This is a genomic window from Acidovorax sp. LjRoot118, from assembly GCF_964253575.1.
Classification (GTDB): domain Bacteria; phylum Pseudomonadota; class Gammaproteobacteria; order Burkholderiales; family Burkholderiaceae_C; genus Acidovorax.
The window spans coordinates 1,545,098-1,569,804 of record NZ_CAXURB020000001.1; the positions used below are offsets into that span (position 1 = coordinate 1,545,098).

Annotated in this window: 25 protein-coding genes; 18 read left to right on the forward strand and 7 right to left on the reverse strand. The window is 66.9% G+C overall.

The window, feature by feature from the left end; all coding sequences use genetic code 11:
* Positions 1 to 11: 11 nt before the first annotated feature.
* The 3 genes from ACSQ9E_RS07185 to ACSQ9E_RS07195 are packed head-to-tail and all read right to left on the reverse strand — an operon-like array spanning position 12 to position 3,621.
* Entirely contained in the window at positions 12 to 1,046 is a 1,035-nt protein-coding gene (locus tag ACSQ9E_RS07185) for an ABC transporter permease (RefSeq protein ID WP_436217300.1), read from the reverse strand.
* Positions 1,043 to 2,563, reverse strand: coding sequence for a sugar ABC transporter ATP-binding protein (locus tag ACSQ9E_RS07190; RefSeq protein ID WP_436217301.1), 1,521 nt, complete (start codon positions 2,561 to 2,563; stop codon positions 1,043 to 1,045). The genes ACSQ9E_RS07185 and ACSQ9E_RS07190 overlap by 4 nt, the downstream gene beginning before the upstream one ends.
* Positions 2,564 to 2,574: 11 nt before the next feature.
* The gene (locus ACSQ9E_RS07195; RefSeq protein WP_057206162.1) at positions 2,575 to 3,621 is read right to left on the reverse strand and encodes a substrate-binding domain-containing protein; all 1,047 of its coding nucleotides are present in this window, start codon (positions 3,619 to 3,621) and stop codon (positions 2,575 to 2,577) included.
* Between the two features lie 181 nt (positions 3,622 to 3,802).
* Between ACSQ9E_RS07195 and ACSQ9E_RS07200 the strand changes: the two genes are divergently transcribed.
* The 3 genes from ACSQ9E_RS07200 to ACSQ9E_RS07210 are packed head-to-tail and all read left to right on the forward strand — an operon-like array spanning position 3,803 to position 7,882.
* Positions 3,803 to 5,353, forward strand: coding sequence for an FGGY family carbohydrate kinase (locus ACSQ9E_RS07200; protein ID WP_436217302.1), 1,551 nt, complete (start codon positions 3,803 to 3,805; stop codon positions 5,351 to 5,353).
* Positions 5,350 to 7,125: a glycerol-3-phosphate dehydrogenase/oxidase gene (locus ACSQ9E_RS07205; protein ID WP_436217303.1), complete on the forward strand. Its 1,776-nt coding sequence runs from the start codon at positions 5,350 to 5,352 to the stop codon at positions 7,123 to 7,125. The genes ACSQ9E_RS07200 and ACSQ9E_RS07205 overlap by 4 nt, the downstream gene beginning before the upstream one ends.
* A gap of 1 nt (position 7,126) precedes the next feature.
* Positions 7,127 to 7,882, forward strand: coding sequence for a GntR family transcriptional regulator (locus ACSQ9E_RS07210; RefSeq protein ID WP_057206168.1), 756 nt, complete (start codon positions 7,127 to 7,129; stop codon positions 7,880 to 7,882).
* A gap of 152 nt (positions 7,883 to 8,034) precedes the next feature.
* Here ACSQ9E_RS07210 and ACSQ9E_RS07215 read toward each other — a convergent pair whose 3' ends face one another.
* Positions 8,035 to 8,328, reverse strand: coding sequence for a DUF4148 domain-containing protein (locus tag ACSQ9E_RS07215; RefSeq protein WP_436179006.1), 294 nt, complete (start codon positions 8,326 to 8,328; stop codon positions 8,035 to 8,037).
* Between the two features lie 57 nt (positions 8,329 to 8,385).
* Entirely contained in the window at positions 8,386 to 8,679 is a 294-nt protein-coding gene (locus tag ACSQ9E_RS07220) for a DUF4148 domain-containing protein (RefSeq protein ID WP_145699468.1), read from the reverse strand.
* A gap of 424 nt (positions 8,680 to 9,103) precedes the next feature.
* Here ACSQ9E_RS07220 and ACSQ9E_RS07225 point away from each other — a divergent pair, with 424 nt between their 5' ends.
* The 5 genes from ACSQ9E_RS07225 to ACSQ9E_RS07245 all read left to right on the forward strand — a co-directional run bounded on the left by ACSQ9E_RS07225 (position 9,104) and on the right by ACSQ9E_RS07245 (position 12,688).
* Complete coding sequence (locus ACSQ9E_RS07225) at positions 9,104 to 10,588, forward strand: protein adenylyltransferase SelO (RefSeq protein WP_436217304.1); 1,485 nt, start codon at positions 9,104 to 9,106, stop codon at positions 10,586 to 10,588.
* Entirely contained in the window at positions 10,585 to 10,998 is a 414-nt protein-coding gene (msrB, locus tag ACSQ9E_RS07230) for a peptide-methionine (R)-S-oxide reductase MsrB (RefSeq protein WP_305744052.1), read from the forward strand. The genes ACSQ9E_RS07225 and msrB overlap by 4 nt, the downstream gene beginning before the upstream one ends.
* A 10-nt stretch (positions 10,999 to 11,008) precedes the next feature.
* A complete protein-coding gene (locus ACSQ9E_RS07235) occupies positions 11,009 to 11,548 on the forward strand; it encodes a septation protein A (RefSeq protein WP_057206173.1) in 540 nt (179 codons plus the stop codon).
* A 2-nt stretch (positions 11,549 to 11,550) separates the two neighbouring features.
* Entirely contained in the window at positions 11,551 to 11,835 is a 285-nt protein-coding gene (locus ACSQ9E_RS07240) for a BolA family protein (RefSeq protein WP_428003816.1), read from the forward strand.
* Between the two features lie 67 nt (positions 11,836 to 11,902).
* Entirely contained in the window at positions 11,903 to 12,688 is a 786-nt protein-coding gene (locus tag ACSQ9E_RS07245; protein WP_057206175.1) for a peptidylprolyl isomerase, read from the forward strand.
* A gap of 87 nt (positions 12,689 to 12,775) precedes the next feature.
* Here the strand turns inward: ACSQ9E_RS07245 and ACSQ9E_RS07250 are convergent, their stop codons facing one another.
* Positions 12,776 to 13,549 (reverse strand): DUF1624 domain-containing protein, encoded by a 774-nt coding sequence (locus tag ACSQ9E_RS07250; protein WP_436217305.1) that lies wholly within the window; start codon positions 13,547 to 13,549, stop codon positions 12,776 to 12,778.
* A gap of 1,005 nt (positions 13,550 to 14,554) precedes the next feature.
* On the opposite strand from ACSQ9E_RS07250, the gene ACSQ9E_RS07255 reads away from it, so the two are divergent.
* The 4 genes from ACSQ9E_RS07255 to ACSQ9E_RS07270 are packed head-to-tail and all read left to right on the forward strand — an operon-like array spanning position 14,555 to position 17,547.
* Positions 14,555 to 15,031 carry a Spy/CpxP family protein refolding chaperone gene (locus ACSQ9E_RS07255; protein WP_057269682.1) on the forward strand — a complete coding sequence of 159 codons (477 nt, stop codon included), beginning with the start codon at positions 14,555 to 14,557 and terminating at the stop codon, positions 15,029 to 15,031.
* 16 nt (positions 15,032 to 15,047) lie between these two features.
* A complete protein-coding gene (locus tag ACSQ9E_RS07260) occupies positions 15,048 to 15,347 on the forward strand; it encodes a hypothetical protein (protein ID WP_057203830.1) in 300 nt (99 codons plus the stop codon).
* Between the two features lie 11 nt (positions 15,348 to 15,358).
* Positions 15,359 to 16,051 carry a response regulator transcription factor gene (locus ACSQ9E_RS07265; RefSeq protein ID WP_428000088.1) on the forward strand — a complete coding sequence of 231 codons (693 nt, stop codon included), beginning with the start codon at positions 15,359 to 15,361 and terminating at the stop codon, positions 16,049 to 16,051.
* Positions 16,048 to 17,547, forward strand: a complete 1,500-nt coding sequence (locus ACSQ9E_RS07270; protein ID WP_436179003.1) for a HAMP domain-containing sensor histidine kinase — start codon at positions 16,048 to 16,050, stop codon at positions 17,545 to 17,547. The genes ACSQ9E_RS07265 and ACSQ9E_RS07270 overlap by 4 nt, the downstream gene beginning before the upstream one ends.
* 8 nt (positions 17,548 to 17,555) lie before the next feature.
* Here the strand turns inward: ACSQ9E_RS07270 and ACSQ9E_RS07275 are convergent, their stop codons facing one another.
* The gene (locus ACSQ9E_RS07275; protein ID WP_436179002.1) at positions 17,556 to 18,488 is read right to left on the reverse strand and encodes a LysR substrate-binding domain-containing protein; all 933 of its coding nucleotides are present in this window, start codon (positions 18,486 to 18,488) and stop codon (positions 17,556 to 17,558) included.
* Between the two features lie 95 nt (positions 18,489 to 18,583).
* On the opposite strand from ACSQ9E_RS07275, the gene ACSQ9E_RS07280 reads away from it, so the two are divergent.
* From ACSQ9E_RS07280 to hutC, 6 genes are all read left to right on the forward strand, one after another.
* The gene (locus ACSQ9E_RS07280) at positions 18,584 to 19,807 is read left to right on the forward strand and encodes a CaiB/BaiF CoA transferase family protein (RefSeq protein ID WP_436217306.1); all 1,224 of its coding nucleotides are present in this window, start codon (positions 18,584 to 18,586) and stop codon (positions 19,805 to 19,807) included.
* 18 nt (positions 19,808 to 19,825) lie between these two features.
* Entirely contained in the window at positions 19,826 to 20,974 is a 1,149-nt protein-coding gene (locus ACSQ9E_RS07285; protein ID WP_436217307.1) for an acyl-CoA dehydrogenase family protein, read from the forward strand.
* 299 nt (positions 20,975 to 21,273) lie between these two features.
* Positions 21,274 to 22,239, forward strand: a complete 966-nt coding sequence (locus tag ACSQ9E_RS07290; protein ID WP_436217308.1) for an ABC transporter substrate-binding protein — start codon at positions 21,274 to 21,276, stop codon at positions 22,237 to 22,239.
* A gap of 22 nt (positions 22,240 to 22,261) precedes the next feature.
* On the forward strand, positions 22,262 to 23,098 hold the full coding sequence (locus tag ACSQ9E_RS07295; RefSeq protein ID WP_428000093.1) for an ABC transporter permease: 837 nt from the start codon (positions 22,262 to 22,264) through the stop codon (positions 23,096 to 23,098).
* The gene (locus ACSQ9E_RS07300; RefSeq protein WP_057203823.1) at positions 23,095 to 23,877 is read left to right on the forward strand and encodes an ABC transporter ATP-binding protein; all 783 of its coding nucleotides are present in this window, start codon (positions 23,095 to 23,097) and stop codon (positions 23,875 to 23,877) included. Before ACSQ9E_RS07295 ends, ACSQ9E_RS07300 begins: the two co-directional genes overlap by 4 nt.
* 23 nt (positions 23,878 to 23,900) lie before the next feature.
* Positions 23,901 to 24,695 (forward strand): histidine utilization repressor, encoded by a 795-nt coding sequence (gene hutC, locus ACSQ9E_RS07305; RefSeq protein ID WP_057203822.1) that lies wholly within the window; start codon positions 23,901 to 23,903, stop codon positions 24,693 to 24,695.
* Positions 24,696 to 24,707 lie beyond the last annotated feature (12 nt).

Genomic DNA, 24,707 nt, shown 5'->3' on the forward strand with positions numbered 1-24,707 from the left:
CATCACGGCATTCATCGCTTGGTCTTTCGGGTGTTCATGAGGTGGTCGATGGTCACGGCGGCAAGCAGGATCAGGCCCTTGATCACGTCCTGCCAGTAGGGCGACACGTCCAGCAGGATCAGCGAGCTGGTCACCACCGAGAGCAGGGCCAGGCCGAGCACGGCGCCGAGCACCGTGCCCGAGCCGCCCTTCAAGCTGGCGCCGCCGATCACGGCGGCGGCAATCACGTTGAGCTCCATGCCCACGCCGAAGGTCGGCGTGGCCGCACCGAAGCGCGCGGTGTAGATCACGCCCGCCAGGCCGGCCGAGGCCGCGCACAGCACCGTCACCCAGAACTTCACGTGGCCCACGCGGATGCCCGAGTACAGCGCTGCCTTCTCGTTGCTGCCGGTGTAGAACACGCGGCGCAGGAGGCTGGCGCGGCGCAGCACGAAGTCGCTGACCACCACGATGGTCAGGAAGATCAGGATCACCGCCGGGATGCCGAGCACCGTGCCCTGGCCAATGAACTTGAACGAGGCCGGCAGCGAGAACAGCGACTGCGGCGTGCCCTGCGTGAGCGCCAGGCACAGCCCGCGCACGATAACCATGAAGGCCAGCGAGGCGATGAAGTGGTTGAGCCCGATGCGCACTACGCAGCCGCCGATCATGGCCCCGATCAGCGCGCTGGCGGCAATGGCGATGAGCCCGGCCGTCCAGGGATCAAAGCCCAGCAGGAACAGCTTGCCCGTGACCACCATGGCAAAGCACACCACCGAGCCCACCGACAGGTCGATGCCGCCCACGATCAGCAAGATGGTCATGCCCACGACCACGATGCCCTCGATGGAGAACGACAGCAGCATGGCGCGGATGTTGTCCCAGGTCAGGAAGTAGGGCGAGGCAAAGCTCATGCCCACGCAGAGCACCAGGATGATGGCCAGCAGGCCCATCTCGCGCATGCTGGTGAGCTTGGTGCCACCGGGTTTGCCGGGCCCTCCCGGCGCCTGGCGCGGCGGATGCAGGCCGGCCATGCTGCCGGCGTTCAGTTGTGCGGGGTGATTCATGCCGTCTCCTCTTGTCGTCGTTTCAGTCCCGAGGCCAGCCGCAGCAGGGCCTCTTCCGTCATGTCCTTGCCTTGCACCTCGCCCGCGACACGGCCGTCGCGAATGACGAGGGCCCTATCGCACAGCCCGATGATCTCGGGCAGCTCCGAGGAGATCACCACCACGCCCACGCCCTGGCAGGCCAGGTCGCGCAGGATGTGGTGGATCTCCGACTTGGCGCCCACGTCCACGCCGCGCGTGGGCTCGTCCATCAGCAGCACTGCCGGGTTGGTGGCCAGCAGCTTGGCAATGGCCACCTTCTGCTGGTTGCCGCCCGACAGGCTGGCCACCTCGATCTGCACGCCGTCGGACTTGAGCTTCAGGCGAGCGCCCAACTCCTGCGCCAGCCGGTGCTCGGCTGCACGCTGCAGCAGGCCGAAGCGCGAACTCACACGCTTGAGCGCCATGGAGGCGATGTTCTGCTCAATGGGCAGGTCCAGGTACACGCCTGCGGCCTTGCGGTCTTCGCTGAGGTAGGCGATGCCTTCGCGCAGCGCATCGCTGTACTTGCGGATCGAGAGCGCCTTGCCGTTGAGGCGCACGCTACCGCCGGTGGCGGGGCGCAGGCCGCACAGGGTCTGCGCCAGTTCGCTGCGCCCCGCGCCCATGAGCCCGGCAATGCCCAGGATCTCGCCGCGCTGCACGGTGAACGAGACACCATGTACGCGCTCGCCGTCGGCCAGGCCCTCCACTTCGAGCACGTGTTCGCCGCAGTCTGCATCCTGCTGCTTGGGTGGGTAGTAGTTGCCCAGGTCGCGCCCGACCATGCGCCGCACCAGGCCATCGGCATCGAGTTCGGCCAGCGGGCCCGAATGCACGTTGCGCCCGTCGCGCAGCACGGTCACGCGCGTGCAGTGCGCAAAGATCTCGGCCATGCGGTGGCTGATGTAGATGATGCCGATGCCCTGGTCCTTGAGGTCGTGCAGCACCCGAAAGAGGGCGGCCGACTCGTTGTCGGTGAGGGCGGCGGTCGGCTCGTCGAGGATCAGCACCTTGCAGTCGAGCGTGAGCGCCTTGGCGATTTCGATCAGCTGCTGGCTGGAGATGGGGAGCTCGCCCACGCGCACGGCGGGGTCGATGTCCTGGCCCAGCCGTGCCAGCACCTTGGCGGCGCGTGCGTTGATGTCGGCGTAGTCCATAAAGGTCTGCCGGCCCGCGTTGATCTCCGGCATGAAGATGTTCTCGGCCACGGTGGCGTCGGCGCACAGGGCAATCTCCTGGTGCACCAGGCCGATGCCCAGGCGCATGGCCTGGGCCGGACCATCGATGGCCACCGTGCGGCCGTTGAGCGATATCTCGCCCGCGTCCGGCTGGTGGATGCCATCGATGATGTTCATCAGCGTGGACTTGCCCGCGCCGTTCTCGCCGCACAGGGCGTGGATCTCGCCCGCCTGCAGCGAGAAGTCCACGCCCGAGAGCGCATGCGAAGCGCCAAAGCGCTTGCTGATGCCGCGCAGCGCGAGCAAGGTGGGACCCATGGCGCTGCTGCTCACTCGCTGATGCCCTTGGTGCCGCGGCGCGCGAGGTACTTGTCCCAGTAGAAGTCGTCGGCGTTGGCCTTGCTGACCACGGCCAGGCCGTTGTCCAGGAAGGGTACGGCCATGGGGTTGGTGCCGTTGCGCTTGGCATCGTTCATCGGATCGATGAGGCCGGGGTTCTTGGCCAGGAACAGCATCATCATGCCCATGTAGCCCTGCATGCCCTGGTTGGGGTTGATGGCGCCGAACACGTCGCCGGACTTGATCATGTCCAGGATCTTGGCGTTCACATCGCAGCACATCACCTTGATGTTCTTCTTGGTCTCCACCTTGGCCTGTGCCGCGCCCAGGGCCGAGTTGGCCTCGGGCATGAACAGGGCGCCCAGGTTGGGGTTCGCCTGCGCCAGGCTCTGCACCGCCTGGTAGGCCTTGTTCGGGTCCTGGTTGCTGGCGGCGCGGCCCACCAGCTTCATGCCGGGGTGCTTGGTCTTCATGCGGTTGATGAAGGCAGCGATGCGGCGGTCGTGGTTGTCCTGGCCGGGGTTCTCCAGCACGGCGAATTCGCCCTTGCCGTTCAGCGATGCGGCAATGGCGTCGGCCGCCTGCGCGCCTTCACGCTCGTTGTCCGAGGTGATGAACGAAGTGCGCTTGGAGTTGGGCGAATCGGCCGCGAAGGTGACCACCGGGATCCCCATGGCCGCTGCGCGGTTGATGGGCTCGATGAACGGGTCGGGGTTCATGGGGTGCAGCAGGATACCGGCGGGCTTGCGTGCCAGCTCCTGCTCGAACGAGGCCAACTGCTTGTTCACGTCGTACTCCGGCGTGCCGGTGTAGCGGGTGCGCACGCCCAGCGTACGGCCCAGCTGTTTCATCATCTCGTAGACCGGAAACCAATATTCCACGCCCGACACCATCACGTTCATCACGTAGACGTCGTTCTGGTTGCCGCGCAGGCCGCCTGCGGCAGCGGGGGCTGCTGCGGGTTGCTGCGCGAATGCGCTGGTGCCGGCCAGGCCGATACCGGCGGCGGCTGCGGACTTCAGGAAATTACGCCTCATTTTTTGTCTCCTCTTGTTGAACGGTGCAGCATGGGGTGCTGCTTTCTCCAGGGCTGCGATGGGGTGCTTGATGTCACGACAGTTGTTATGACAGGTAGAATGTAATCTTGGATCGAATCGCCAGATAGTTAGGGGAAACACTACTGGATATGCCGTCTGGTTCGGCGGAAGCTGTTATGACATGAAAACCCAACTACTGATCGGCATCGACCTCGGGTCGAGCAGCCTCAAAGCCCTGGCCCTGGAGGCCGCGAGCGGCCGCACCGTGGCCCTGTCCCGCCTGCCCCTGCAGCACGACCGCTTGCCCGGTGGCGGCTGCGAGGTGGGCGCATCCATGATCCGCTTGGCCCTGTCCGCCGTGCTGCGCGACGTGGCGCACCAGCTTGGCAACCGGGTGGCAGATGTCCGTGCCATCGGCTGCACCGGGCACGGTGCGGGCCTGTATGCGCTGGATGCCCGCAATGAACTGGCCGGAGGCCGCGCCGTGGCCTCGACCGACCAGCGCGCTGGCGCGCGGGCAGAGTTCCTGGCAAAGAGCCATGGCCCGCAATTGCGCGCCGACGTCGGCTGCCAGCCCTGGCCGGGCCAGCCCACCGTGATCGCGGCCGAACTGCTGGGCAGCGGCGCGGTGCGCAGCGGCGCCCTGCGGCGCCTGATGTTCGCCAAGGACTACGTGGGCTTTCTGCTCACGGGGGAGATCGCCACCGACGCCAGCGATGCCAGCACGGCGGGCCTGCTCTCGGTGGCCACGGGCACCTGGTCGCCGCTGGCCTTTGCGGCCTCGGGCATCGCCGACCTGTCGCCGCAGGCCTTCGGGCCGCTGGTGCCTAGTGGCGAGGTGATCGGCAGGCTGCAGCCCTCGGCTGCCGAGGCGCACGGCCTGCCCGCAGGCATCCCCGTGGCCATGGGCGCCATCGACCTGCTGGCGTCGATCACGGCCATCCGCGCCGAAGAGCGTGGCCGCGCGGTGTCGGTGCTGGGCACCTGGTGCGTGAATGCCGTCATCGGTCCGGTGGTGGAGCCCCGGCCCGACGTGGTGGCGGTCGTCAATTTCGGGCCGCGCGAGCGGCGCCTGTACATGGAGAACAGCCCCTCGTCGATGGCCAACATCGCCTGGCTGGCCGGGGTGCTCGGCCTGCCCGACGCGCGGGCCGTGGTCGATCTGGCGATGTCGGTGCCGTTCGGGGCCGGGGGGCTGCGCTTTTTGCCGTTCGTGAATGGCGGCGCCGGCGTGTCGGCCGGCTTTGTCGGCCTGCAAAGCCACCATACGCGCGGCGACATGGCGCGCGCCGTGGTCGATGCGGTCGCGGCGCTGCATGCGCGCCATACGGCCCGCCTGGCGGCAGGGGGGCTGCCGGTGTCGGCCTCCACCGTGCTGGGCGGCGGTGCCAGCGACTCGCGCCTGGTGCGCCTGCTCGCGGGCCTGCTCGGGCATCCGGTGGAGCGCTGTGCCGATGATGAGACCGGTGCGCGCGGTGCGGCGATCTACGCCGCGATGTCGCAGGGCATCGATACCCACCCCTTGCGCGCGCCCTGCGACACGGTCGAACCCGATGCCGGCCAGGCGCGGGCCCATGCGGACTTCAACGCCGCCTTCAACGAACTGATAGCCACCATGTCCCCTGTCTTCGGCCATCTGGCAGGCACATCGCCAGACACTGCCCCGCCACTGCCAGCGCTTGCCTGCACCCCTGCCACCACACCCGCGCAGAGCGTGGAGGCCTTGCCATGAGCCCGCTTTCACCATTGCCTTTCGTGCGCCCGGCCGCCGTGGCAGGCCGCCATTTCTCCACCGTGATCGTGGGCGCCGGCATCAACGGCGTGGGCGTGTTCCGCGACCTTGCGCTGCAGGGCGTGGACTGCCTCATCGTGGACAAGGGCGACTTCAGCGCCGGTGCCAGCAGCGCGCCCTCGCGCATGATCCACGGGGGCCTGCGCTACCTGGAGAGCGGCAGCTTCTCGCTGGTGGCCGAGTCCACGCGCGAGCGCAACCTGCTGTTGCGCAACGCACCGCACCTGGTGCAGCCGCTCAAGACCGTGGTGCCGCTGTCGAGCTTCTTCGGCGGGCTGATGAGCAGCGCGCTCAAGTTCCTGGGCCGCACGCCGCCCCAGCGCACGCGCGGGTTGCTGGCCGTGGCCGCGGGGCTGCGCCTGTACGACCTGCTGGGCCGGCGCCAGCGCGTGATGCCCAACCACCACATCAGCCGCGTGCAGCCCGCCGACCGGCTGCTGTTCCGAACTGCCGTGCGCTGGACTGCGACCTTCTTCGACGCCTGGATCAGCCACCCCGAATGGCTGGTGCTGGAGCTGGTGCGCGATGCCTGCCGCGACCAGCCCCGCTCAGCGGCCGCCAACCACTGCCGCGTGATGGGCTGTGCGGGCAAGACCCTCACGCTGCGCGACGAAGTCACGGGCGAGGTGGTGCAGGTGACGGCCGATGCCGTGGTCAATGCCAGCGGCGCCTGGCTGGACCGCAGCACCGAGCTGCTGGGCGGCGCGGGGCCGCGCGTGATGGGCACCAAGGGCTCGCACCTGGTGCTCGACCACCCCCTGCTGCGCGACGCGCTGGGCGGGCGCATGGCTTACTTTGAGGCGCTGGACGGGCGCGTGTGCATCGTTTACCCCTTCCTGGACCGGGTGCTGGTGGGCTCCACCGACATCCCGGTGGACGACCCCGACCAGATCGCCACGGAGCCGGCCGAGGTGGACTACCTGCTGGATGTGCTGGGCGAGGTGTTCCCCAACCTGGCCTTCGACCGGCGTGACGTGGTCTACACCTACGTGGGGGTGCGGCCGCTGGCTCGCTCGGACGCCGACAAGCCGGGGCAGATCTCGCGCGACCATTCGGTGGTGGTCGATGCACCGTCCCCATCGCGCGATATCCCGGTGGTGGGGCTGGTGGGCGGCAAATGGACCACTTTCCGCGCCCTGGCCGAAGAGGCCACCGACGAGGTGCTGCGCCTGCTGGGGCGCGGGCGCACTGCCTCGACCCGGCAATTGCCTATTGGCGGCGGCACCGACATGCCGCAGGGCGCACAGGCGACCGAACGCTTCATCGACCGCATCGTCCAGGACGCCGGCCTGGCGCGCGGCCGCGCCCATGCGCTGCTGCGCCGCTACGGCTCCCAGGCCTTGCGCATGGCCCAGCATTTCAAGGTGGCAGGCGACGAGCCGCTGCAGCATGCGCCCGATTACTCGGTGGCGGAGGTGGCCTGGCTGTGCACCGAAACCGGCGTGATCCACCTCGACGACCTGGTGATCCGCCGCACGCTGCTGGCCATTCGCGGTCTCGTCACGGACGCGGCGCTGGCCGAAATGGCCGGCATTGCCGGGCAGGCATTGGGCTGGGATGCAGGGCGCGAACGGCAGGAGTTGCACAATTGCGCCAGCGCGCTGCGCGAACGCCATGGTGTGCGCCTGGCCACGTCAGCGCCCGATACCGATGCGGCAGCGCCGGCCTTCCATGCACCATTGACCATCCATCCGGCCCTGAGCCCGTCCTGACGTGAATTCACCGACCGAACTCCAGCCCCTGCTCGACCGCAACTCCGAATCGCCCCTGTGGGCGCAGTTCCGCGATGCCCTGCGCCTGCAGATACTGCAGGGCGAGCTGGCCATTGGCGCCAAGCTGCCTTCCGAGGCCGAGCTCGGCGAGCAGTTCGGCATCTCGCGCATCGTGGTGCGCGAGGCGCTGGCCGACCTGGTGCGCAACAACCTGATCTACAAGATCAAGGGCCGCGGTGCCTTCGTCGCGGCGCGCGAGCGCGACGAGGATTTTGTCTCCACCGTGCTCGGCTTCTCCGACGAGATGGAGCGCAAGGGCCGCTCGGTGCGAACCCAGGTCCTTGTGCAGCAGCTGCGTGACCCCACGCCGCAGGAGATCAGTGCGCTGGGGCTCACGGACGACACCCAGGTGGTGGCCTTGAAGCGGCTGCGCAGCGTGGACGGCGAGCTGCGCCTGCTGGTGGAAACCGTGGTGCCCGCAGACCTGGCGCCCGGCCTGCACCGCATGCGCCTCGATGACCGTTCGCTGTATGACGTGCTGCGCCGCCAGTACGGCGTGCGCCTGGTGCGCGCCGAGCGCTGGATCGACGCCGTGCTGCCCGACGCCGAGACCTGCGAACTGCTGCAACTGGCAACGCCCGAGCCGCTCTTGCGCATCGAGTCCATCGCCTACGGTGCCAATGGCCGGCGCCTGGAGTACTACAGCGCCTTGCACCGCTGCAAGTCGAGCCGCCTGCACGTGCAAACCACGACGTGAAGCCCCCAGGGGCCGACCCCAAAGGAAAAAGGGCTCCTGCACAGGAGCCCTTTTCAATGTCGCCCGTTTCCGGGCAGAGAGGGGAAACACTTCCACATGGTGGCGGCACCCACGACCGTGAGATACCACCACCATGGGAAGGCCCGCAACTTTTACATCGAGCTGATTTCGCCCGAAGGGATCTGGCCCAGGCGCACAGCTTCTGCGGCTGCTGCACGCACAGCAGCACGGTCAGCCGTCGACTTGTAGGTCACGACGCGCGAACCAGCGGGTTCGGTGCTGCGGGTCTGTGCCACGGTGGCGGCTTCAGCAGCCACTTCGGCACGGGTGCGTTGGGTTTCGAACTTGGTGGCGAACTGCGAAGCGTCGGCTTCGTCAGCCTGGGCACCGAAGGAAACGAAAGCGGCAACAGCGGCCAGGGAGAGGAAACGTGCGGTCTTGTTCATGATGATCTCGATTCTTGATTTGATTGGGGGTAGGGGGTCAGTTCAATCCGGGGCGGCTTACAGAGCGCCGATTTCGCCGGAAGAGATCTGGCCGGTGCGCACGGCATCGGCAGCCTGGGCACGCACGGCAGCGCGGTCGGCGGTGGACTTGTAGGTCACCACACGCGAACCAGCGGGCTCGATGCTGCGGGTCTGTGCCACGGTAGCGGCTTCAGCGGCCACTTCGGCGCGGGTGCGGTTGGTTTCGAACTTGGTGGCGAATTGCGAAGCATCGGCTTCGTCGGCTTGGGCACCGAAAGAAGCGAAAGCGGCAACAGCGGCGATGGAGAGGAAGCGTGCGGTCGTGTTCATGATGAAATCCTTGAATAAAAGAAGCGGCTCATAAAAACCGGGACAAAAACAACTTCGAACCGGGTTCGGTGAGTCGCCTTGCGGGTTCGGCTCATCGATGGGTTGAACTGTACGCCGCAGGTGATCAAAGAAAAACCACCCAGTCGCGAACTAACTGTTCCAGTTTTAGAAATAATAAATGGGGTAGAAGGGCTGGGTTTACCCGTATTCCATATGGCTGCAATTGTTCAAAAAAGATAGCAAAAAAGTCTTTACTGTTATAGAAATAATGGCAATTTTCAATGCCGTGAAGCCGGGATGAGGCTGCCTGCCGATCAGGCTGCATCATTGCAACGATTGAAACGACTGGTCACAAAGCAGGTGACTGGCCGAGCGGCATGCCCCGCCTGCCAGCGGGGCATCACCCCTGGGAGACAATCCGTGCATGAACATGTCTTCCGACAGCGAGGCGGTCGCCGCATCCGGACTGGCCTGGCAGCAGGGCTTTGCCGCCCTGGGCCCGGCTTTCTTCACCGAACTGCAGCCCACGCCGTTGCCTGACCCCCATTGGGTGGGTACGAGCGCCAGCGTGGCGCGCTTGGTGGGGGTCGATGGGGCCTGGCTGCGCAGCGATGCGGCGTTGCAGGCCTTCACGGGCAATGCCTTGCTCCCGGGCTCGCGCCCCTTGGCTAGCGTGTACAGCGGGCACCAGTTCGGTATCTGGGCGGGCCAATTGGGCGATGGCCGGGCCATTCTGCTTGGCGAGACCGCTGCAGGGCTCGAGATCCAGCTCAAGGGCGCAGGCCGCACGCCGTATTCGCGCATGGGCGACGGTCGGGCGGTGCTGCGTTCCAGCATCCGCGAATTCCTGTGCAGCGAGGCCATGCAGGGCCTGGGCGTACCGACCACGCGTGCGCTGTGCATCACCGGGTCGCCCGCATCGGTGCGCCGCGAAGAGATCGAAACGGCGGCCGTGGTGACCCGCGTGGCGCCGAGCTTCCTGCGCTTCGGCCATTTCGAGCATTTCTCGGCCAACGACATGGACGAGGAACTCAAGGCGCTGGCCGACTACGTGATCGACCGCTACTACCCGGAGTGCAGGGGATCGACCCAATTCGGCGGCAACCCCTATGCCTCGCTGCTGCAGGCGGTGAGCGAGCGCACCGCGAGGCTCATGGCGCATTGGCAGGCCGTGGGCTTTTGCCACGGCGTGATGAACACCGACAACATGAGCATCCTGGGTCTGACCATCGATTACGGGCCGTTCCAGTTCCTCGATTCCTTCGTGCCCGGCCATGTCTGCAACCACAGCGATACCCAGGGGCGCTACGCCTACAACCGCCAGCCCAATGTGGCCTACTGGAATGTTTTCTGCCTGGCGCAGGCGCTGCTGCCGCTGATCGGCGAGCAGGAACTGGCCATGGCCGCGCTGGAGTCGTACAAGACCGTCTTTCCCGCCGAGTTCATGGCCCGCATGCGCGCCAAGCTGGGTCTGGGGGCGGTAGCCGGGGAGGGCGATGCCGAACTGATCGACGGCCTGCTGGTGCTGCTGGCCAAGGGCGGGGTGGACTACCCGATCTTCTGGCGCCGCCTCTCCCACGCCGTGGGCTCGGGCGAATTCGAGCCCGTCCGCGGCATGGTGCCCGACCAGGCTGCTTGGGACGAATGGCTGACCAGCTACCTGGCGCAGCCCCGGCTGGCGGATCGCACGCAGGCGTCCGAGGCCATGCTGGCCACCAACCCCAAGTTCGTGCTGCGCAACCATTTGTGCGAAGAAGCCATCCGCGCAGCGAAACTTGGCGACTTCGGGCCACTCCAAACCTTGCAGCAGCTGCTCGAGAGCCCATTTGAGGAGCATCCCGGGCACGAGTCCTACGCTGCCTTCCCGCCCGCATGGGCTTCTTCCATCGAGATCAGCTGTTCATCATGACCTATCCCGTCCACAAGACCGATGCCCAATGGCAGGCCGTGCTGCAGGAAAAGGGCGCTGAGCCCGGCGCCCTGCAGGTGACGCGCTTTGCCGCCACCGAACGCCCCTTCACCGGCAAGTACGAGGCCCATTGGGCCGATGGCAGCTACCACTGCATCTGCTGCGGTGCCAAGCTGTTCGACTCGCACACCAAGTTCGACGCGGGCTGCGGCTGGCCCAGCTTCTCTGAAGCCGTGCCCGGCGCCATAAAGGAAATCGTGGACCACAGCCATGGCATGTCGCGCACCGAGACGGTGTGTGCACAATGCGGGGCCCACCTGGGCCATGTGTTCGAAGACGGCCCCCAGCCCACCGGCCTGCGCTACTGCATGAATTCGGCCTCGCTCGACTTCGACGACAAGGCCCCCTGACCCCGCCCCCATGAAAATCCTGCTCGACTTCCTTCCCATCGTCCTGTTCGTCGCCGCCTACAAGTTCTACAACATCTATGTGGCCACCGGCGTGCTGATGGCGGCCACGGTGGTGCAGATGGCCCTGGTCTACCTGATCGACCGGCGTCTGCAGACCATGCAGAAGGTGACGCTGGCGCTGATCCTGCTGTTCGGCACGCTCACGCTGGTGCTGCAGGATGACCGTTTCATCAAGTGGAAGCCGACGGTGCTCTACGGGGCCATGGCCATTGCGCTCGCCGTGGCGCTGTGGATCCTCAAGAAGAACTACCTCAAGCTGCTGCTGGGCAGCCAGATGGAGCTGCCCGATGGCGTGTGGATGCGCCTGAACGTTGCCTGGGTGATCTATTGCGCCTTCATGTCGGCCATCAACGCCTACGTGGTGCTCAATTTCAGCACCGAGGCCTGGGTGGAGTTCAAGCTCTGGGGCTATGCATTCCCGCTGGTCTTCCTGGTGGCGCAGGGCATCTACATCGCGCCCCACCTCAAGAACGACGAGCCTGCCGCATGACCATGGACACGACCGACACGACAACGGTGCCCAGCCTGGCCCGGCAGATGCACGAGCGCCTGGCCGAACGCCTGGCGCCCACAGCGCTCGAAGTGATCGACGAAAGCGCCGACCACGCCGGGCATGTGGGGGCCAATGGCACGGGCTTTGGCACCCATTTTCGGGTGCGGATTGCCTCACCTTTGCTTACAGGCAAGAGCCGGGTGGCGCGCCATCGCCTTGTGTATGATGCGCTGCAGGAATTTTTGGATGCGGGCGTCCACGCCCTCGCTATTGAAATCCTCTGAACCGGCCCCATTGTCCTCATCTGCCGGATTTCAGCTGGCAATTACTTTCTCATTTTTTGGATTCCGCATGAAGAAACAGCTCCTGTCCGGCCTCGTGGCCGCTGCCGTGCTGGGCACGATGGCCCTCCCCGTTTCCGCCCAGAACATCGCCATCGTCAATGGCAAGGCCATTCCGAAGGAACGTGCTGAAGTGCTCAAGCAGCAACTGGTGCGTTCTGGCCGTCCCCTGACGCCAGAAGTCGAAGGCCAGATCAAGGACGAGCTGGTCACCCGCGAAGTGTTCATGCAGGAAGCCCAGAAGCGCGGCCTGGAAACCTCCGGTGACTTCAAGGTCCAGATGGAACTGGCGCGCCAGACCATCCTGATCCGTGAACTGTTCATGGATTTCCAGAAGAACAACCCCGTGACGGACGAGGAAGTCAAGGCCGAGTACGACAAGTTCGTCGCCGCCAACAGCGGCAAGGAATACAAGGCCAGCCACATCCTGATCGAAAAGGAAGCCGACGCCAAGGCTGCCATTGCCGCCATCAACAAGGGCGCCAAGTTCGAAGAGATCGCCAAGAAGCAGTCCAAGGATCCAGGCTCCGGCGCCAACGGCGGCGCCATGGACTGGGCCAACCCTTCGAGCTACGTTTCGGAATTCACCGAAGCCATGATCAAGCTCGAAAAGGGCAAGATGACGCAGACGCCCGTCAAGAGCCAGTTCGGCTACCACATCATCCGCCTGGACGACGTGCGCCAGGCCGAGCTGCCCAAGCTCGAAGACGTGAAGCCCCAGGTGGCCCAGCAACTGCAACAGCAAAAGCTGGCCAAGTACCAGGAAGAGCTGCGCTCCAAGGCTAAGGTCGAGTAATCGGCTTTGTGACGGCACGCCATTGCGCGTGCCTGCCAGCAAAAACGCGGCCTCGGCCGCGTTTTTTCATGGTGGGGTCTGTTCGGATCAGGGTTTGAACATCCAGGCCAAGGCCATCACCACTGCGATCAGCACCGGCTGGTGCACCATGTAGAAACTCAGGGACCAGCGGCCCAGCACGGCCATGGGTTGGAGGGCGGTCGGCAGGCGCACCTGCAGCAGCTGCGGCCCACCTGGCCGGCGCAGGGCCCACTGGCCAGCGGCCAGGCCCCACCAGAGCACGCCCAGCCAGGGAAAGAGCGGCACATAGTCCTCGGTGAAGGGCTTGCGCCCCACCAGCCCCAGCCAGTTGAGCGTGCGGGCGTTGAAAGCCGGCGCAAGCTCGCTGAAGGCCCCTGTCAGCAGGTGGGTGGCCGCCACGGGTAGTGCCAGAGCCACCAGGCCGCACAGCCACAGCCATGCGCCCCAGCCGGCCGTGAAGCGGGCGATCAACAGCATCACCGCCATGCCGTGCAGCACGCCGAAGTAGATGAAGCTGCGCGGGAACATGAAGAACGAGCCCAGGCTCACCAGCAGGGCGCAGCCGACAATCTGCAGCCAGCGGCGTGCGAAGCGCTCCAGGCTCTGCCCCTGGTGCAGCGCGATGGCCTGGCCCAGGCCCGCGCAGAACAGGAACAGGCTCAGGATCAGGGTGCGTTGCGTGGTCCAGACCGGGTCGGTGCGGAAGTCCTGGGGCCACAGGCCGAAATGGGCCAGGTCGAAGCAGAAGTGGAAGGCGGCCATCCAGACCATGGCCAGCGCACGAAGGGCGTCGACGGCTTCGTAGCGAGGGGCGGTGGATGGGTTTGAGAGTGGGTTCATTCGGGGCGAATGCGCTGTAGATCGCTGGCGTGTCAGTGGGTGGATCGTAGCGCGACTGGGGTTCACTGCTGCTGGTGGCTGTAGGGGTGTCTGTTGTGTTCAAAGGGCGGGAGCCGGGATGTGCGCCCGGCGGCGCAGTAACTTTCTCTTGCGTCGCCAAGAGAAAGTCACCAAAGAGAAGGCGACCCCCAGTCTGCGTCCCCCGTTCGCCCTGTCGGGCGAACGGGGGCAGCCTGCGATGCTCGGTCCTGGGGTGGCGTCGCTGAACTCGCTGCGTTCCCCCTGCGGGTGAACTCCACTCAGACAGCAGCGACGAGCCAGATCACGAAGTGCGTGTGTCCTTCGGCACACGCACCCACCCCAGGCCCTGCGCTTCTCGGCGCAGCCAGCAGGGGTGGGGAGCGGTTACCACACGGCTGCTGCTTTAGCAGCTGCGCCTGGGGTCGGGTACGCGCTGCGCGCTGCCGACGTCCTGGACGCAGTCGCCCTGGCGAGCCGAGCGCAGCGAAGGACCACAGGCCGAGCGAGGCGATGGTCCGAGTGGAGCCCGCTCCCACCCCCTTCTGACCGTGCCGAGAAGCGCAGGGCCTGGGGTGAGCGCGTGCCGAAGGACACGCGCATCGTCATCTGGCTCGCCGAAGCTGTTTGACCGGAGCTGCCTCGCAGAGGCAGCGCAGGGAGTTTTTCGGCGTCACCCCAGGACCGAGCATCGCAGGCTGCCCCCTCGTACGCAGTGCGAGGGGGACACGGGCAGCGGGGTCGTCTTTTCTTGGCCTACCTTCTTTTGACGAAGCAAAAGAAGGTAGGTGCGCCGCCGGGCGCACACCCCGGCCTCCGCCCTCTGCAAAAGCAAGCCGTCTGCATAGACCCCAATGCGTCAACGATTCCCTGCAACCTCTCGTAGATACATTCCGAAATAAACCGAAACTGCCCCGAGACCCCCAAAAAGCCGTCCAGGCGCACCATAGGACCCATGTTCAACACCGTCCATGAAAGGACTGCACCATGAAACCCTGGATCAAGAAAACCCTGGCCGGCGTGTTCGGCGCCACCATCGTCCTGGGCGGTTTGACCGCTTGTGCAGGCGGCCACCGCCATGGCGAGATGGGCCCCGAGAAGATCGCCGAAATCCGTGGCAAGGTCGTCAACCGCGTGAGCAGCAAGCTGGACCTCAATGACGCGCAGAAGCTCAAGCTCAACGCCCTGGCCGACACCCTGCAGGCCCAGCGTGCTGCGTTCAAGGGCAAGACCCCCGACCCGCGCGCCGAGGTGCAGGCCATCGTCGCAGGCGCCACCTTCGACCGTGCCCGCGCCCAGGCCCTGATGGAAGAGAAGACCCGTGCCGTGCAGACCGCCAGCCCCGAGGTGATCGCCGCCATGGCCGACTTCTACGACAGCCTGAACCCCGCGCAGCAGCAGAAGGTGCGCGACATGATGGACAGGCGCGGCCGCCACGGCGGCGGCTGGATGTCCCACGGCTGAGCGCAGGGAGCCACGCATGTCACCCACGCTGGAACCCATCCACACGCTCACCCAGCGTATGCGCATGCATGGCCCCCGCCTCCTGGCGGGCGTGCCGGACCCCCATGACGAGCTGATGTCGCTGGTCTGGGGGCCGCGCTTCGACCGCGAGCACGCCATGGGCCTGGTGGCCCGGCAACCCGAGCATGCCGCCCTGACGCTGCCTGCGCTGCTGGACGCGGCCGACCGCTTCGACGCCCTGCACACGGGCGCCAAGCACCGCCTGCGCCAATTGATCGTTCGGCACCGTGCCCTGGGCGAATCGCTGTCAATGTAAGAATCGGCCCCATGCACCGGATCCTGCTCATCGATGACGACGCCCAGCTCGGCCCCCCGCTGGCGATCTATTTCCAGCGCTTCGAGCTGGAGCTCACGCATGCGCTCAGGCCCAGCGAGGGGCTGGCGCAGCTCGCGGCGGGCGGCTTTGATGCCGCCATCCTGGACGTGATGCTCCCCGAGATGGATGGCTTCGAGCTGTGCCGCACCATCCGCAAGCAGGGTGATCTGCCTATCGTCATGCTCACCGCGCGCGGCGATGTGATGGACCGGGTGGTGGGGCTGGAGCTGGGGGCCGACGATTACCTGCCCAAGCCGTTTGAACCGCGCGAATTGGTCGCGCGCTTGCAGACGGTGCTGCGCCGGCGGCGCAGCGATGGGCCGGGCAACGGGCAGGCCCATGGGCCGCTGGAATTCGAAGGCCTGCACATCGATGCCGCCCGCCGCAGCGTGCTGCGCCAGGGCGAGCCGGTGGAGCTGACCGGTACCGAGTTCGACCTCCTGCACCTGCTGGCACGCGAGCCGGGCCGGGTGTTCAGCCGCGACGACATCCTGAACCAGTTGCGTGGCCACGAGGCCGAGCTCTACACCCGTGCGGTGGACATCGTGGTCAGCCGCCTGCGCAAGAAGCTCGAGCCGCTGGACTGCATCAAGACGCTGCGCAATGCCGGCTACTCGCTGGCGCTGCGAAAGGCAGCACCATGAGGCGCTGGGGCCGCAGCGCAGCGGCACAGCTCCCCGGGGGGGCGCCGCAAACTGAGCGGCGCGGCTGGTGGCGCCACCACCATCGCCATGGCGAGGATGGCCAGCCCTGCCCGTGGCACCGGCGCGCGCGCGATGCCGTCGGGCACTCGCTGCGCATCCGCCTGGTGCTGCTGTTCCTGGTGCTGGCCTGCATGACCACCATCACCTTCGTGGGGGGCGTGCAGAAGGCCTTGTCGGTCGGCTGGCGCGAGGCGGCGCGGCCGCTGCTGATGGACTATGTGGACCGCCTTGCCGGCGAGATCGGCACCCCGCCCAGCGTGGAGCGTGCGCAGGCCATCGTGCAGCGCCTGCCCATCCACCTGCGCATCCAGGGGCCGGTGGTCAACTGGGTATCGCACCCCGATATTCCGCGCCCCGACTGGATGCGCGACCGCCTGGGCCGTGACAAGGACAAGGATCGGGCCGAACGGCACTGGCTGGGCGACAGCGATGATGGCCATCGCCTGCTGCAGCGCACCACGGCCGATGGCCATTCCATCGAGTTCGGCCTCAATGCGATGACGTGGGAGCAAAAGCCGCGCGTGGCCTGGGTCACGCTGTCGGTGCTGCTGCTGCTCACGGGCCTGTCGTATGTCTACGTGCGCCACCTGCTGCGCCCGCTCGACGACATCCGCCGTGGCGCCCGGCGCTTTGGCGAGGGCGACTTTGGCGAACCCATCCCGGTGCGCCATGCCCACCGGCCCGATGAGCTGGGCCAGCTGGCCGTGACCATCAACACCATGGGCGAGGACATCCACCAGATGCTGGAGGCCAAGCGCGCCCTGCTGCTGGCCATGAGCCACGAGCTGCGCAGCCCGCTGACCCGTGCGCGCCTGAACACCGAGCTGTTGCCCGAAGGCCCAGAAGTGGGGCCCCAGCGCGAGGCGCTGATGCGCGACCTTGGCGAGATGGCCCACCTGATCTCCGACCTGCTGGAGAGCGAGCGCCTGGCTGGCCGGCATGCGGCCCTGCACCGCGAGCCCACCAACCTGCCCGAGCTGGCGCGCGAGGTAATCGCCGAGCTGGAGGTGCGGCACGATTGCGCCCACGACATCGTGGTCATCGCCGACCCCGCCTTGCCCGTGCTGGCGCTGGACCGCGGGCGCCTGCGCCTGGTGCTGCGCAACCTGCTGGACAACAGCCTGCGCCACTGCGAGCCCACGGCATCACCGCCCGAGCTGCACCTGCGCAGCACCCCCACGGGTGTGGAGCTGGAGGTGCGCGACCACGGCCCCGGCGTGCCGCCCGAGCACCTGGCGCGCATGGCCCAGGCTTTCTACCGCCCCGACGTCGCACGCCAGCGCGCCACCGGTGGTGTGGGGCTGGGGCTGTACCTGTGCCGCCTGGTGGCGCAGGCCCATGGCGGGCAGTTCGAGCTGCGCAATGCCTCACCGGGCCTGTCGGTGCGTATCACGCTGCCAGGCGAGCCCGCGCAGGTGACGCCCACCAAGGGCTGAGGCCGCCGTTACCGCTGGCCTGGCGCGGGAGTGGTCATCGCGTCGCGTTGCTGCGCGAAGGCCGCCTTGGCCATGCGCGCGAACAGCGCCGAGCGCGGGTTCTCGGGGCCCTGCTGCCCCGGGGTGGCCAGTACCACGGACTGGGCCGCGAGCGGCCCGCGCAGGCGCCGGCAGGCCAGGCGCTTGCCGTCATAGCTCCAATCGCGTACCGGCCGCGTGGTGAGTACGGACACCCCCAGGCCGTTGGCCACCAGCGAGCGCACCATCTCGATCGAGGGCGTCTGATGCGCGATGCGCGGCGTGACGCCCGCCTGCCGGAACAGCGAGAGAAAATACTCGCGGCTGTGCGGCAGGTTGATCAGGATGAAGGGCTCCTGCGCCAGCGTGGACAACTGAAGGCTGCTGCGGGTGGCGAGCGCATGGCCGGCCGGCAGCAGCGCATAGGGCGCGAAGGAGGTCACTGCTTCCAGCCGCACGGCGCGCGCCAAGCCCAGGTCGTAGAGCAGGGCGGTGTCGAGCGCGCCGCGCTCGAGCATCTGCACCAGGGTTTCGGTGTCGGCCTCATGCATCTCGATCTCCACCTGCGGGTGCTTCGCGCGCATGCGCACCAGGATTTCCGGCAGATAGCGGGGTGCCAGCGTGGACAGGCAGCCCACGCGCAGCAGCCCTGCCTCTTCCTCACGCCGCGGCCCTTCGAGGGCGCGGGCCTTCTCCAGCAGCACCTGTGCCTCGCGCTGGCGCAGACGGCCTGCCGCCGTCAGGTCCAGGCCGCGCGCGTGGCGGCGCACGAACAGGGCTTCGTTCCACAGCGCCTCCAGGTCGGCGATCGCCTTGGAGATGGAGGGCTGCGAGACGCTCAGCGCGTGCGCGGCACGCGCCGCGCCGCCATGCTGGGCTGCGGCCACAAAGTATTCGAGCTGTCGCAGGCTGAGATTGATCAAGATAGTTGATCCATTGCATCAAGATTGAATATTTTATTTTGATGCAGGAATGGGCAAACATGGCACTTCCTTTCCATTGCCTGGAGATTCCCGCCATGACCCCAACCACCCGCCCGCTCGATGGCGTGCGCATCCTCGACTTCAGCCGCGTGCTCGCGGGCCCGCTGTCCACGGCCTTGCTGGCCGACCTGGGTGCCGAGGTCATCAAGGTCGAGCCGCCCACGGGCGACGACTACCGCCACATCGGCCCCATGCGCGAAGGCATGAGCAGCCTGTTCACGGCGCTCAACCGCAACAAGAAGAGCCTGGTGCTGGACCTCAAGCACCCCGGTGCCGCGCAGACCATCGCGGCCCTGACCGCCACGGCCGATGTGGTGGTCGAGAATTTCCGTCCCGGCGTGGCCGAGCGCCTGGGCGTGGGCCCGGTGGCCCTGCGCCGCGTGAACCCGAAGCTCGTGTACGTGAGCATCTCCGGCTTCGGCCAGACCGGGCCGCTGGCGCACCTGCCGGCCTACGACATCATCGTGCAGGCCATGAGCGGCCTGATGGAGTCCACGGGCGATCCAGAAGGCACCCCCACCATGGTCGGCGAGGCCGTGTCCGATGTGATCGCCGGCCTGTTCGCCTCCTGGGCCACGCTGGCGGCACTGCTGCAGCAGCGGCGCACGGGCGAGGGCCAGCATGTGGACGTGGCCATGTTCGATGCCACCTTGAGCTTTCTCGTCACGGGCGTGGGGCGCTACCTGTTCACCGGCCAGAGCCCGCAGCGCAGCGGCAACCGGCATGCGTTCTCGGCCCCCTTTGGCGTGTACCGGGCCAGGGACGGGCATTTTGCGCTGGCCGTGCTCAACCACAAGCTGTTCGCATCGCTCGCGGTCCTCATTGGCGAACCCGGCTTTACCACTGAGGCACGCTTTGCCAGCGACGAGCTGCGCCATGCCAACGAGCCGGTGCTTGCTGCCGCCATCGAGGCCTGGGCCGGTCAACTGCTGGTGTCCGAGGTGGTGGCCGCACTGGAGGCAGCCGGCGTGCCCGGGGGCCCGCTGTGGACCACGGCCCAGGCGCTCGAATCCGAACAGGGCAGGGCGCGCGGCCTGTTGCGCGAGGTACACGACCCGCGTTTGCCCGGCCTGCGCGTGCCCACACAGCCGGTCAAGTTCGGTGGCGCCGCGCCCAACCGCGCCGAGCCTGCACCGGCGCTGGGTGAGCACACCGACGAACTCATCGCCGCGCTGCTGCACTGCAGCGGCGAGCGGCTCGCGGCGCTGCGCGAGGCCGGGCTCTTCGGCCCGGCGCAGGCTGCCGCCACCTCCCATTGACACCGCAAGGAGCTTTTTATGACCACGATGAACCGACTGGGTGTGACCCCCGATGACCAGGGCATTGCCGACGCCGTTGCCCGTTTCGCCGCCGAGGTGCTGGCGCCGCGCGCGCGCGAAATCGACGAGCAGGCCTTGTCCGTCACCTGCCACGTGCCGCAACTCGCCGCCCTGGGCGTGATGGGCATGAACCTGCCCGAGCACTTGGGCGGCGCGGGCGTCACGCCCACGGCCATGCTGCTCTCGCTGGTGGAGATCGCGCGCGCCTGCGCGGCCACCTCGTCGATGATAGGCGCGCACTACCTGGGGACCGATGCGGTCCTCATCGGCGGCAGCCCGGAACAGCACCAGCGTTTCCTGCCGCGCGCAGCCAGCGGCGAATGGCTGGCGGGCTTTGCGCTCACGGAGCCGCGCGGCGGATCGCACCCAGCGGACCTGCGCACCCGCGCCGTGCGCGAGGGCGACGGCTACCGCATCGATGGCGTCAAGCACTTCATCTCCAACGCGCGCGAGGCGCAGTTCCTCGTGGTCTTCGCCAAGACCGACCTGGATGCCGGTGCGCGCGGTGTCAGCGCCTTCATCGTGGAGATGGACATCCCTGGCATCCGCATCTCCTCGCCCGAGAAACTCATGGGCATCCAGGGCGCGCATGCCTTCGAGGTCGCGTTCGATGGTGTGCGCGTGCCGGCCAGCCACCGCCTGGGGGCCGAGGGGTCGGGCTTCAAGACGGCGATGAAGGTGCTGGACAACAGCCGCCTGGACGTGGCGGCCACGGCCCTGGGCATTGCCGAGGCAGCGCTGGCCGACGCCACGCGCTGGATGAAAGACCGCCTGGTGGGCGGCGAACCCATTGCCAGCAAGCAGGGCCTGCAGTGGATGCTGGCCGACATGAAGCTGCGCCTGGAGGCCTCCTGGGCGTTGACCCTGCAGGCGCTGGCGCTGCGCCAGGCCGGCCAGCCCTTCACGCTGCAGTCGGCAATGGCCAAGCTGCATGCCTCGGAGATGGTCGGGTTCGTGGCCGATGCGGCGCTGCAGATCCACGGCGGCTATGGCTACACGCGCGAAATGCCGCTGGAGCGCTATGTGCGCGATGCCCGCATCCTGCGCATCTACGAGGGCTCCTCGGAAGTGCAGCGCAACATCATTGCACGCACGCTGCTGGGCTGAGTGCGGGTGGTTGCACCTTTCTGGTGCAACCGGGGCGCCTGGCACTGGCCCGCAATTTGCTAAATCGCTGTGCCGGTAAAGCACCGGCCAGCGCCCCGAGCGGGCCCGACCATGGGAGGTGCCGCGAGGCGTTCCCAAGAGACGGGAAGCAGGGCGGTTTCTTGGGGCCGAGGGTCCGGTTTCCTAGCGTTTACCCTGTATAGACAGGTACGATAGAACCTCCATCATCGGACCCAGGAAGCAAGGCCTGCTTTCCTCCGGATGCATAAAAGTACTTTTTTCCCCTACAGGAGCTGATGATGAGCCGAACGGTTGTGAAGATGGCGTCGCTGGCAGCGGCGGTTGCGTGTGTGGTGGGGCTGGCCGCACCGGCCCAGGCCCAGGAGACCAAGGTGGTTCTGGGCATGTCCGGCTGGACGGGCTTCGCCCCGCTGACGCTGGCGGACAAGGCCGGCATCTTCAAGAAGAACGGCCTGGACGTGGAACTGAAGATGATTCCTCAGAAGGACCGCCACCTGGCACTGGCCTCCAAGGCCATCCAGTGCGCGGCCACCACGGTGGAGACCCATGTCGCCTGGAACACGAACGGCGTGCCCATCGTGCAGATCTTCCAGCTCGACAAATCCTACGGCGCCGACGGCCTGGCCGTGCGCAACGACGTCAAAAACTTTGCCGACCTCAAGGGCAAGACCATCGGCGTGAGTGCGCCGGGCACGGCCCCGTACTTCGGCCTGGCCTGGATGCTGTCCAAGAACGGCATGAGCCTCAAGGACGTGAAGATCGTCTCGCTGGAGCCCCAGCCTGCTGCGCAAGCCTTCGTGTCGGGCCAGAACGACGCTGCGATGACCTATGAGCCCTACCTGTCCACCGTGCGCGCCAACCCCGCAGCCGGCAAGATCCTGGCCACCACCATCGAATACCCGATGGTGATGGACACCGTGGGTTGCGACCCCGTGTGGCTCAAGGCCAACCCCAAGGCCGCACAGGCGCTGGCCAATTCGTACTTCGATGCGCTGGAGATGATCAAGGCCGACCCGACCAAGTCCAACGAGATCATGGGCGCCGCCGTCAAGCAGACGGGCGAGGCCTTCGCCAAGTCCTCGGCCTTCCTGCGCTGGCAGGACAAGGCCGCGAACCAGAAGTTCTTCGCGGGTGAGCTGACTTCCTTCATGAAGGACGCCGGCGCGATCCTGCTGGAAGCCGGCGTGATCCGCAAGGCGCCCGAGAACTTCCCCGCGATGTTCGACGACAGCTTCATCAAGTAAGCAACCACCAAAGGATAGAACCATGAGTCGCGTGATGGGTGTTGCACCTGCGCTGGAGCCAGAGCGGCCTCGCCGCCGGGCCCTGGCCCCGCTAGAACCTGTGAGCACCCGCACGCGGCTGGTCCTGGGAGTGGCGTTTTTCATTCTGTTCTTCGCCGTCTGGTCGGTGTTCACGCTGGGGGGCTTCGTGTCGCCCACGTTCCTGGCCAGCCCGGTCACCATGGCCAAGGAAGGCTGGCTGCTGTTCACCGAGTTCGGCTTCCTGCACGACATCGGCATGACCGTGTGGCGCGTTCTCGGCGGCTTCATCCTGGCTGCCATCGTGGCGGTGCCCCTGGGCATCGCGATGGGCGCGCACAAGGGGGTGGAAGCCTTCCTCGAGCCCTTTGTGTCGTTCTGCCGCTACCTGCCGGCTTCGGCCTTCATTCCGCTGCTGATCCTGTGGGCGGGCCTGGGCGAGATGCAGAAGCTGCTGGTGATCTTCATCGGCTCGGTGTTCCAGATCATCCTGATGGTGGCCGTCATCGTCGGCAACGCCCGCAAGGACCTGGTGGAGGCGGCCTACACGCTGGGCTCCACGCCCACCGGCATCGTGCGCCGTGTTCTCATCCCGGGTGCCGCACCCGACATCGCCGAGACCCTGCGCCTGGTGCTGGGCTGGGCCTGGACCTATGTGATCGTAGCCGAGCTGATCGGCTCGTCCTCGGGCATCGGCCACATGATCACCGACAGCCAGGCGCTGCTCAACACCGGCCAGATCATCTTCGGCATCATCGTCATCGGCCTCATCGGGCTGGTGTCGGATTCCTTCTTCAAATTCGTCAACCGCCGTCTGTTTGCGTGGAGTGCCCTGCGATGAGCCCGCTGCTGTCCATCCAAGGTGTTTCGCGCACCTTCGTCAGCCCCAAGGGGCAGGTGACCCAGGCCTTGCTGCCCGTCGATTTCGACGTGCAGGAAAACGACTTCGTGACCATCCTCGGCCCCTCGGGCTGCGGCAAATCGACCATGCTGCGCATCGTGGCGGGCCTGGACCACCCCACCTCGGGCCGTGTGCTGCTGGGCGGGCGCCCCGTCGAAGGGCCGGGTGCCGACCGCGGCATGGTGTTCCAGAGCTACACCCTGTTCCCCTGGCTCACCATCGAGCAGAACATCCGCTTCGGCCTGCGCGAACGCGGCATGCCCGAGGCGCAGCAAAAGGAGCGCGCCGACTACTTCATCGCCAAGGTGGGCCTGCGCGGTTTTGAGCAGCATTTCCCCAAGCAGCTTTCGGGCGGCATGCAGCAGCGCACGGCGATTGCCCGCGCGCTGGCCAACGACCCCAAGATCCTGCTGATGGACGAGCCCTTCGGCGCCCTGGACAACCAGACCCGCGTGCTCATGCAGGAGCTGCTGCTGGGCATCTGGGAGGCCGAGCGCAAGACCGTGATGTTCGTGACCCACGACATCGACGAAGCCATCTTCATGGCCAACCGCGTGGCGGTGTTCAGTGCCCGGCCCGGCCGCATCAAGACCGAGCTGGCCGTGGACCTGCCGCACCCGCGCCATTACACGATCAAGACCTCGCCCGAGTTCATGGACCTCAAGGCGCGCCTGACCGAAGAGATCCGCGCCGAATCCATGGCTGCGGACGCCCATTGAGCCACCAGGGCCGACCCTTCGCCATGCCAGTCGCCTCCACCGCCCGCGCTCCGCGCCCCAAAGCTTCATCGCAACCTGCGGTGCAGCCCGAGGTGTCTGCGCTGGCCCTGTACCAGCAGATCAAGGACCACATCGCGCGCAAGATCCAGGATGGATCCTGGAAGGCCGGCGACCGCCTGCCGTCCGAGAACGACCTGGTGACCCAGTTCGGCATGTCGCGCATGACGGTGAACCGCGCCCTGCGCGAACTGGCCGAGCAGGGCCGCATCGTGCGCGTGGCCGGCGTGGGCAGCTTCGTGGCCGAGGACAAGCCCCAATCCACCTTGCTGCAGATCGCCAACCTGGCCAGCGAGATCCGCCAGCGCGGGCATGACTACCGCTGCAAGGTGCTGACCGTGGAGCGCGTCTCGGCCACGATGGAAGTGGCGGCGGCGCTGGACATGCGCACCGGCGAGTCGGTGTTCCACGCCGTGTGCGTACACCTGGAGGACGGGCTGCCCGTGCAGCTCGAAGACCGCTACGTGAACCCGCGCGTCGTGCCGCAGTTCGCGCAGCAGGATTTCACGCTGCTGCAGCCTTCTGAATTCCTGGTGCGCAACGTGCCTTTCGACCAGGTCGAGCATGTGGTGGACGCCGTGCTGCCCACGGCCGACCAGGCCCTGCTGCTCGAAATGGACCCGGCCCAGCCCTGCCTGCTGCTCACGCGGCGCACCTGGAGCCGGGGTGTGCCCGTGACCATGGTGCGCTGCCTGCACCCGTCGTCGCGCTACCGGCTGGGGAGCCGCTTCCGGGCGGACGGCAACCCGGTTTTTGAATAGATAGCCAGGGCG

What these genes read in the sequence shown, in the direction of transcription:
- ACSQ9E_RS07185 (WP_436217300.1), bottom strand. Translation starts at nt 1,046, where the DNA reads ATGAATCACCCCGCACAACTGAACGCCGGCAGCATGGCCGGCCTGCAT.
- ACSQ9E_RS07270 (WP_436179003.1), top strand. Translation starts at nt 16,048, where the DNA reads ATGAGGCGCTGGGGCCGCAGCGCAGCGGCACAGCTCCCCGGGGGGGCG.
- ACSQ9E_RS07265 (WP_428000088.1), top strand. Translation starts at nt 15,359, where the DNA reads ATGCACCGGATCCTGCTCATCGATGACGACGCCCAGCTCGGCCCCCCG.
- ACSQ9E_RS07290 (WP_436217308.1), top strand. Translation starts at nt 21,274, where the DNA reads ATGAGCCGAACGGTTGTGAAGATGGCGTCGCTGGCAGCGGCGGTTGCG.
- ACSQ9E_RS07295 (WP_428000093.1), top strand. Translation starts at nt 22,262, where the DNA reads ATGAGTCGCGTGATGGGTGTTGCACCTGCGCTGGAGCCAGAGCGGCCT.
- ACSQ9E_RS07190 (WP_436217301.1), bottom strand. Translation starts at nt 2,563, where the DNA reads ATGGGTCCCACCTTGCTCGCGCTGCGCGGCATCAGCAAGCGCTTTGGC.
- ACSQ9E_RS07220 (WP_145699468.1), bottom strand. Translation starts at nt 8,679, where the DNA reads ATGAACACGACCGCACGCTTCCTCTCCATCGCCGCTGTTGCCGCTTTC.
- ACSQ9E_RS07225 (WP_436217304.1), top strand. Translation starts at nt 9,104, where the DNA reads ATGAACATGTCTTCCGACAGCGAGGCGGTCGCCGCATCCGGACTGGCC.
- ACSQ9E_RS07300 (WP_057203823.1), top strand. Translation starts at nt 23,095, where the DNA reads ATGAGCCCGCTGCTGTCCATCCAAGGTGTTTCGCGCACCTTCGTCAGC.
- ACSQ9E_RS07195 (WP_057206162.1), bottom strand. Translation starts at nt 3,621, where the DNA reads ATGAGGCGTAATTTCCTGAAGTCCGCAGCCGCCGCCGGTATCGGCCTG.
- ACSQ9E_RS07250 (WP_436217305.1), bottom strand. Translation starts at nt 13,549, where the DNA reads ATGAACCCACTCTCAAACCCATCCACCGCCCCTCGCTACGAAGCCGTC.
- ACSQ9E_RS07215 (WP_436179006.1), bottom strand. Translation starts at nt 8,328, where the DNA reads ATGAACAAGACCGCACGTTTCCTCTCCCTGGCCGCTGTTGCCGCTTTC.
- ACSQ9E_RS07245 (WP_057206175.1), top strand. Translation starts at nt 11,903, where the DNA reads ATGAAGAAACAGCTCCTGTCCGGCCTCGTGGCCGCTGCCGTGCTGGGC.
- ACSQ9E_RS07280 (WP_436217306.1), top strand. Translation starts at nt 18,584, where the DNA reads ATGACCCCAACCACCCGCCCGCTCGATGGCGTGCGCATCCTCGACTTC.
- ACSQ9E_RS07205 (WP_436217303.1), top strand. Translation starts at nt 5,350, where the DNA reads ATGAGCCCGCTTTCACCATTGCCTTTCGTGCGCCCGGCCGCCGTGGCA.
- ACSQ9E_RS07200 (WP_436217302.1), top strand. Translation starts at nt 3,803, where the DNA reads ATGAAAACCCAACTACTGATCGGCATCGACCTCGGGTCGAGCAGCCTC.
- ACSQ9E_RS07285 (WP_436217307.1), top strand. Translation starts at nt 19,826, where the DNA reads ATGACCACGATGAACCGACTGGGTGTGACCCCCGATGACCAGGGCATT.
- ACSQ9E_RS07255 (WP_057269682.1), top strand. Translation starts at nt 14,555, where the DNA reads ATGAAACCCTGGATCAAGAAAACCCTGGCCGGCGTGTTCGGCGCCACC.
- ACSQ9E_RS07260 (WP_057203830.1), top strand. Translation starts at nt 15,048, where the DNA reads ATGTCACCCACGCTGGAACCCATCCACACGCTCACCCAGCGTATGCGC.
- ACSQ9E_RS07235 (WP_057206173.1), top strand. Translation starts at nt 11,009, where the DNA reads ATGAAAATCCTGCTCGACTTCCTTCCCATCGTCCTGTTCGTCGCCGCC.
- ACSQ9E_RS07240 (WP_428003816.1), top strand. Translation starts at nt 11,551, where the DNA reads ATGGACACGACCGACACGACAACGGTGCCCAGCCTGGCCCGGCAGATG.
- msrB (WP_305744052.1), top strand. Translation starts at nt 10,585, where the DNA reads ATGACCTATCCCGTCCACAAGACCGATGCCCAATGGCAGGCCGTGCTG.
- hutC (WP_057203822.1), top strand. Translation starts at nt 23,901, where the DNA reads ATGCCAGTCGCCTCCACCGCCCGCGCTCCGCGCCCCAAAGCTTCATCG.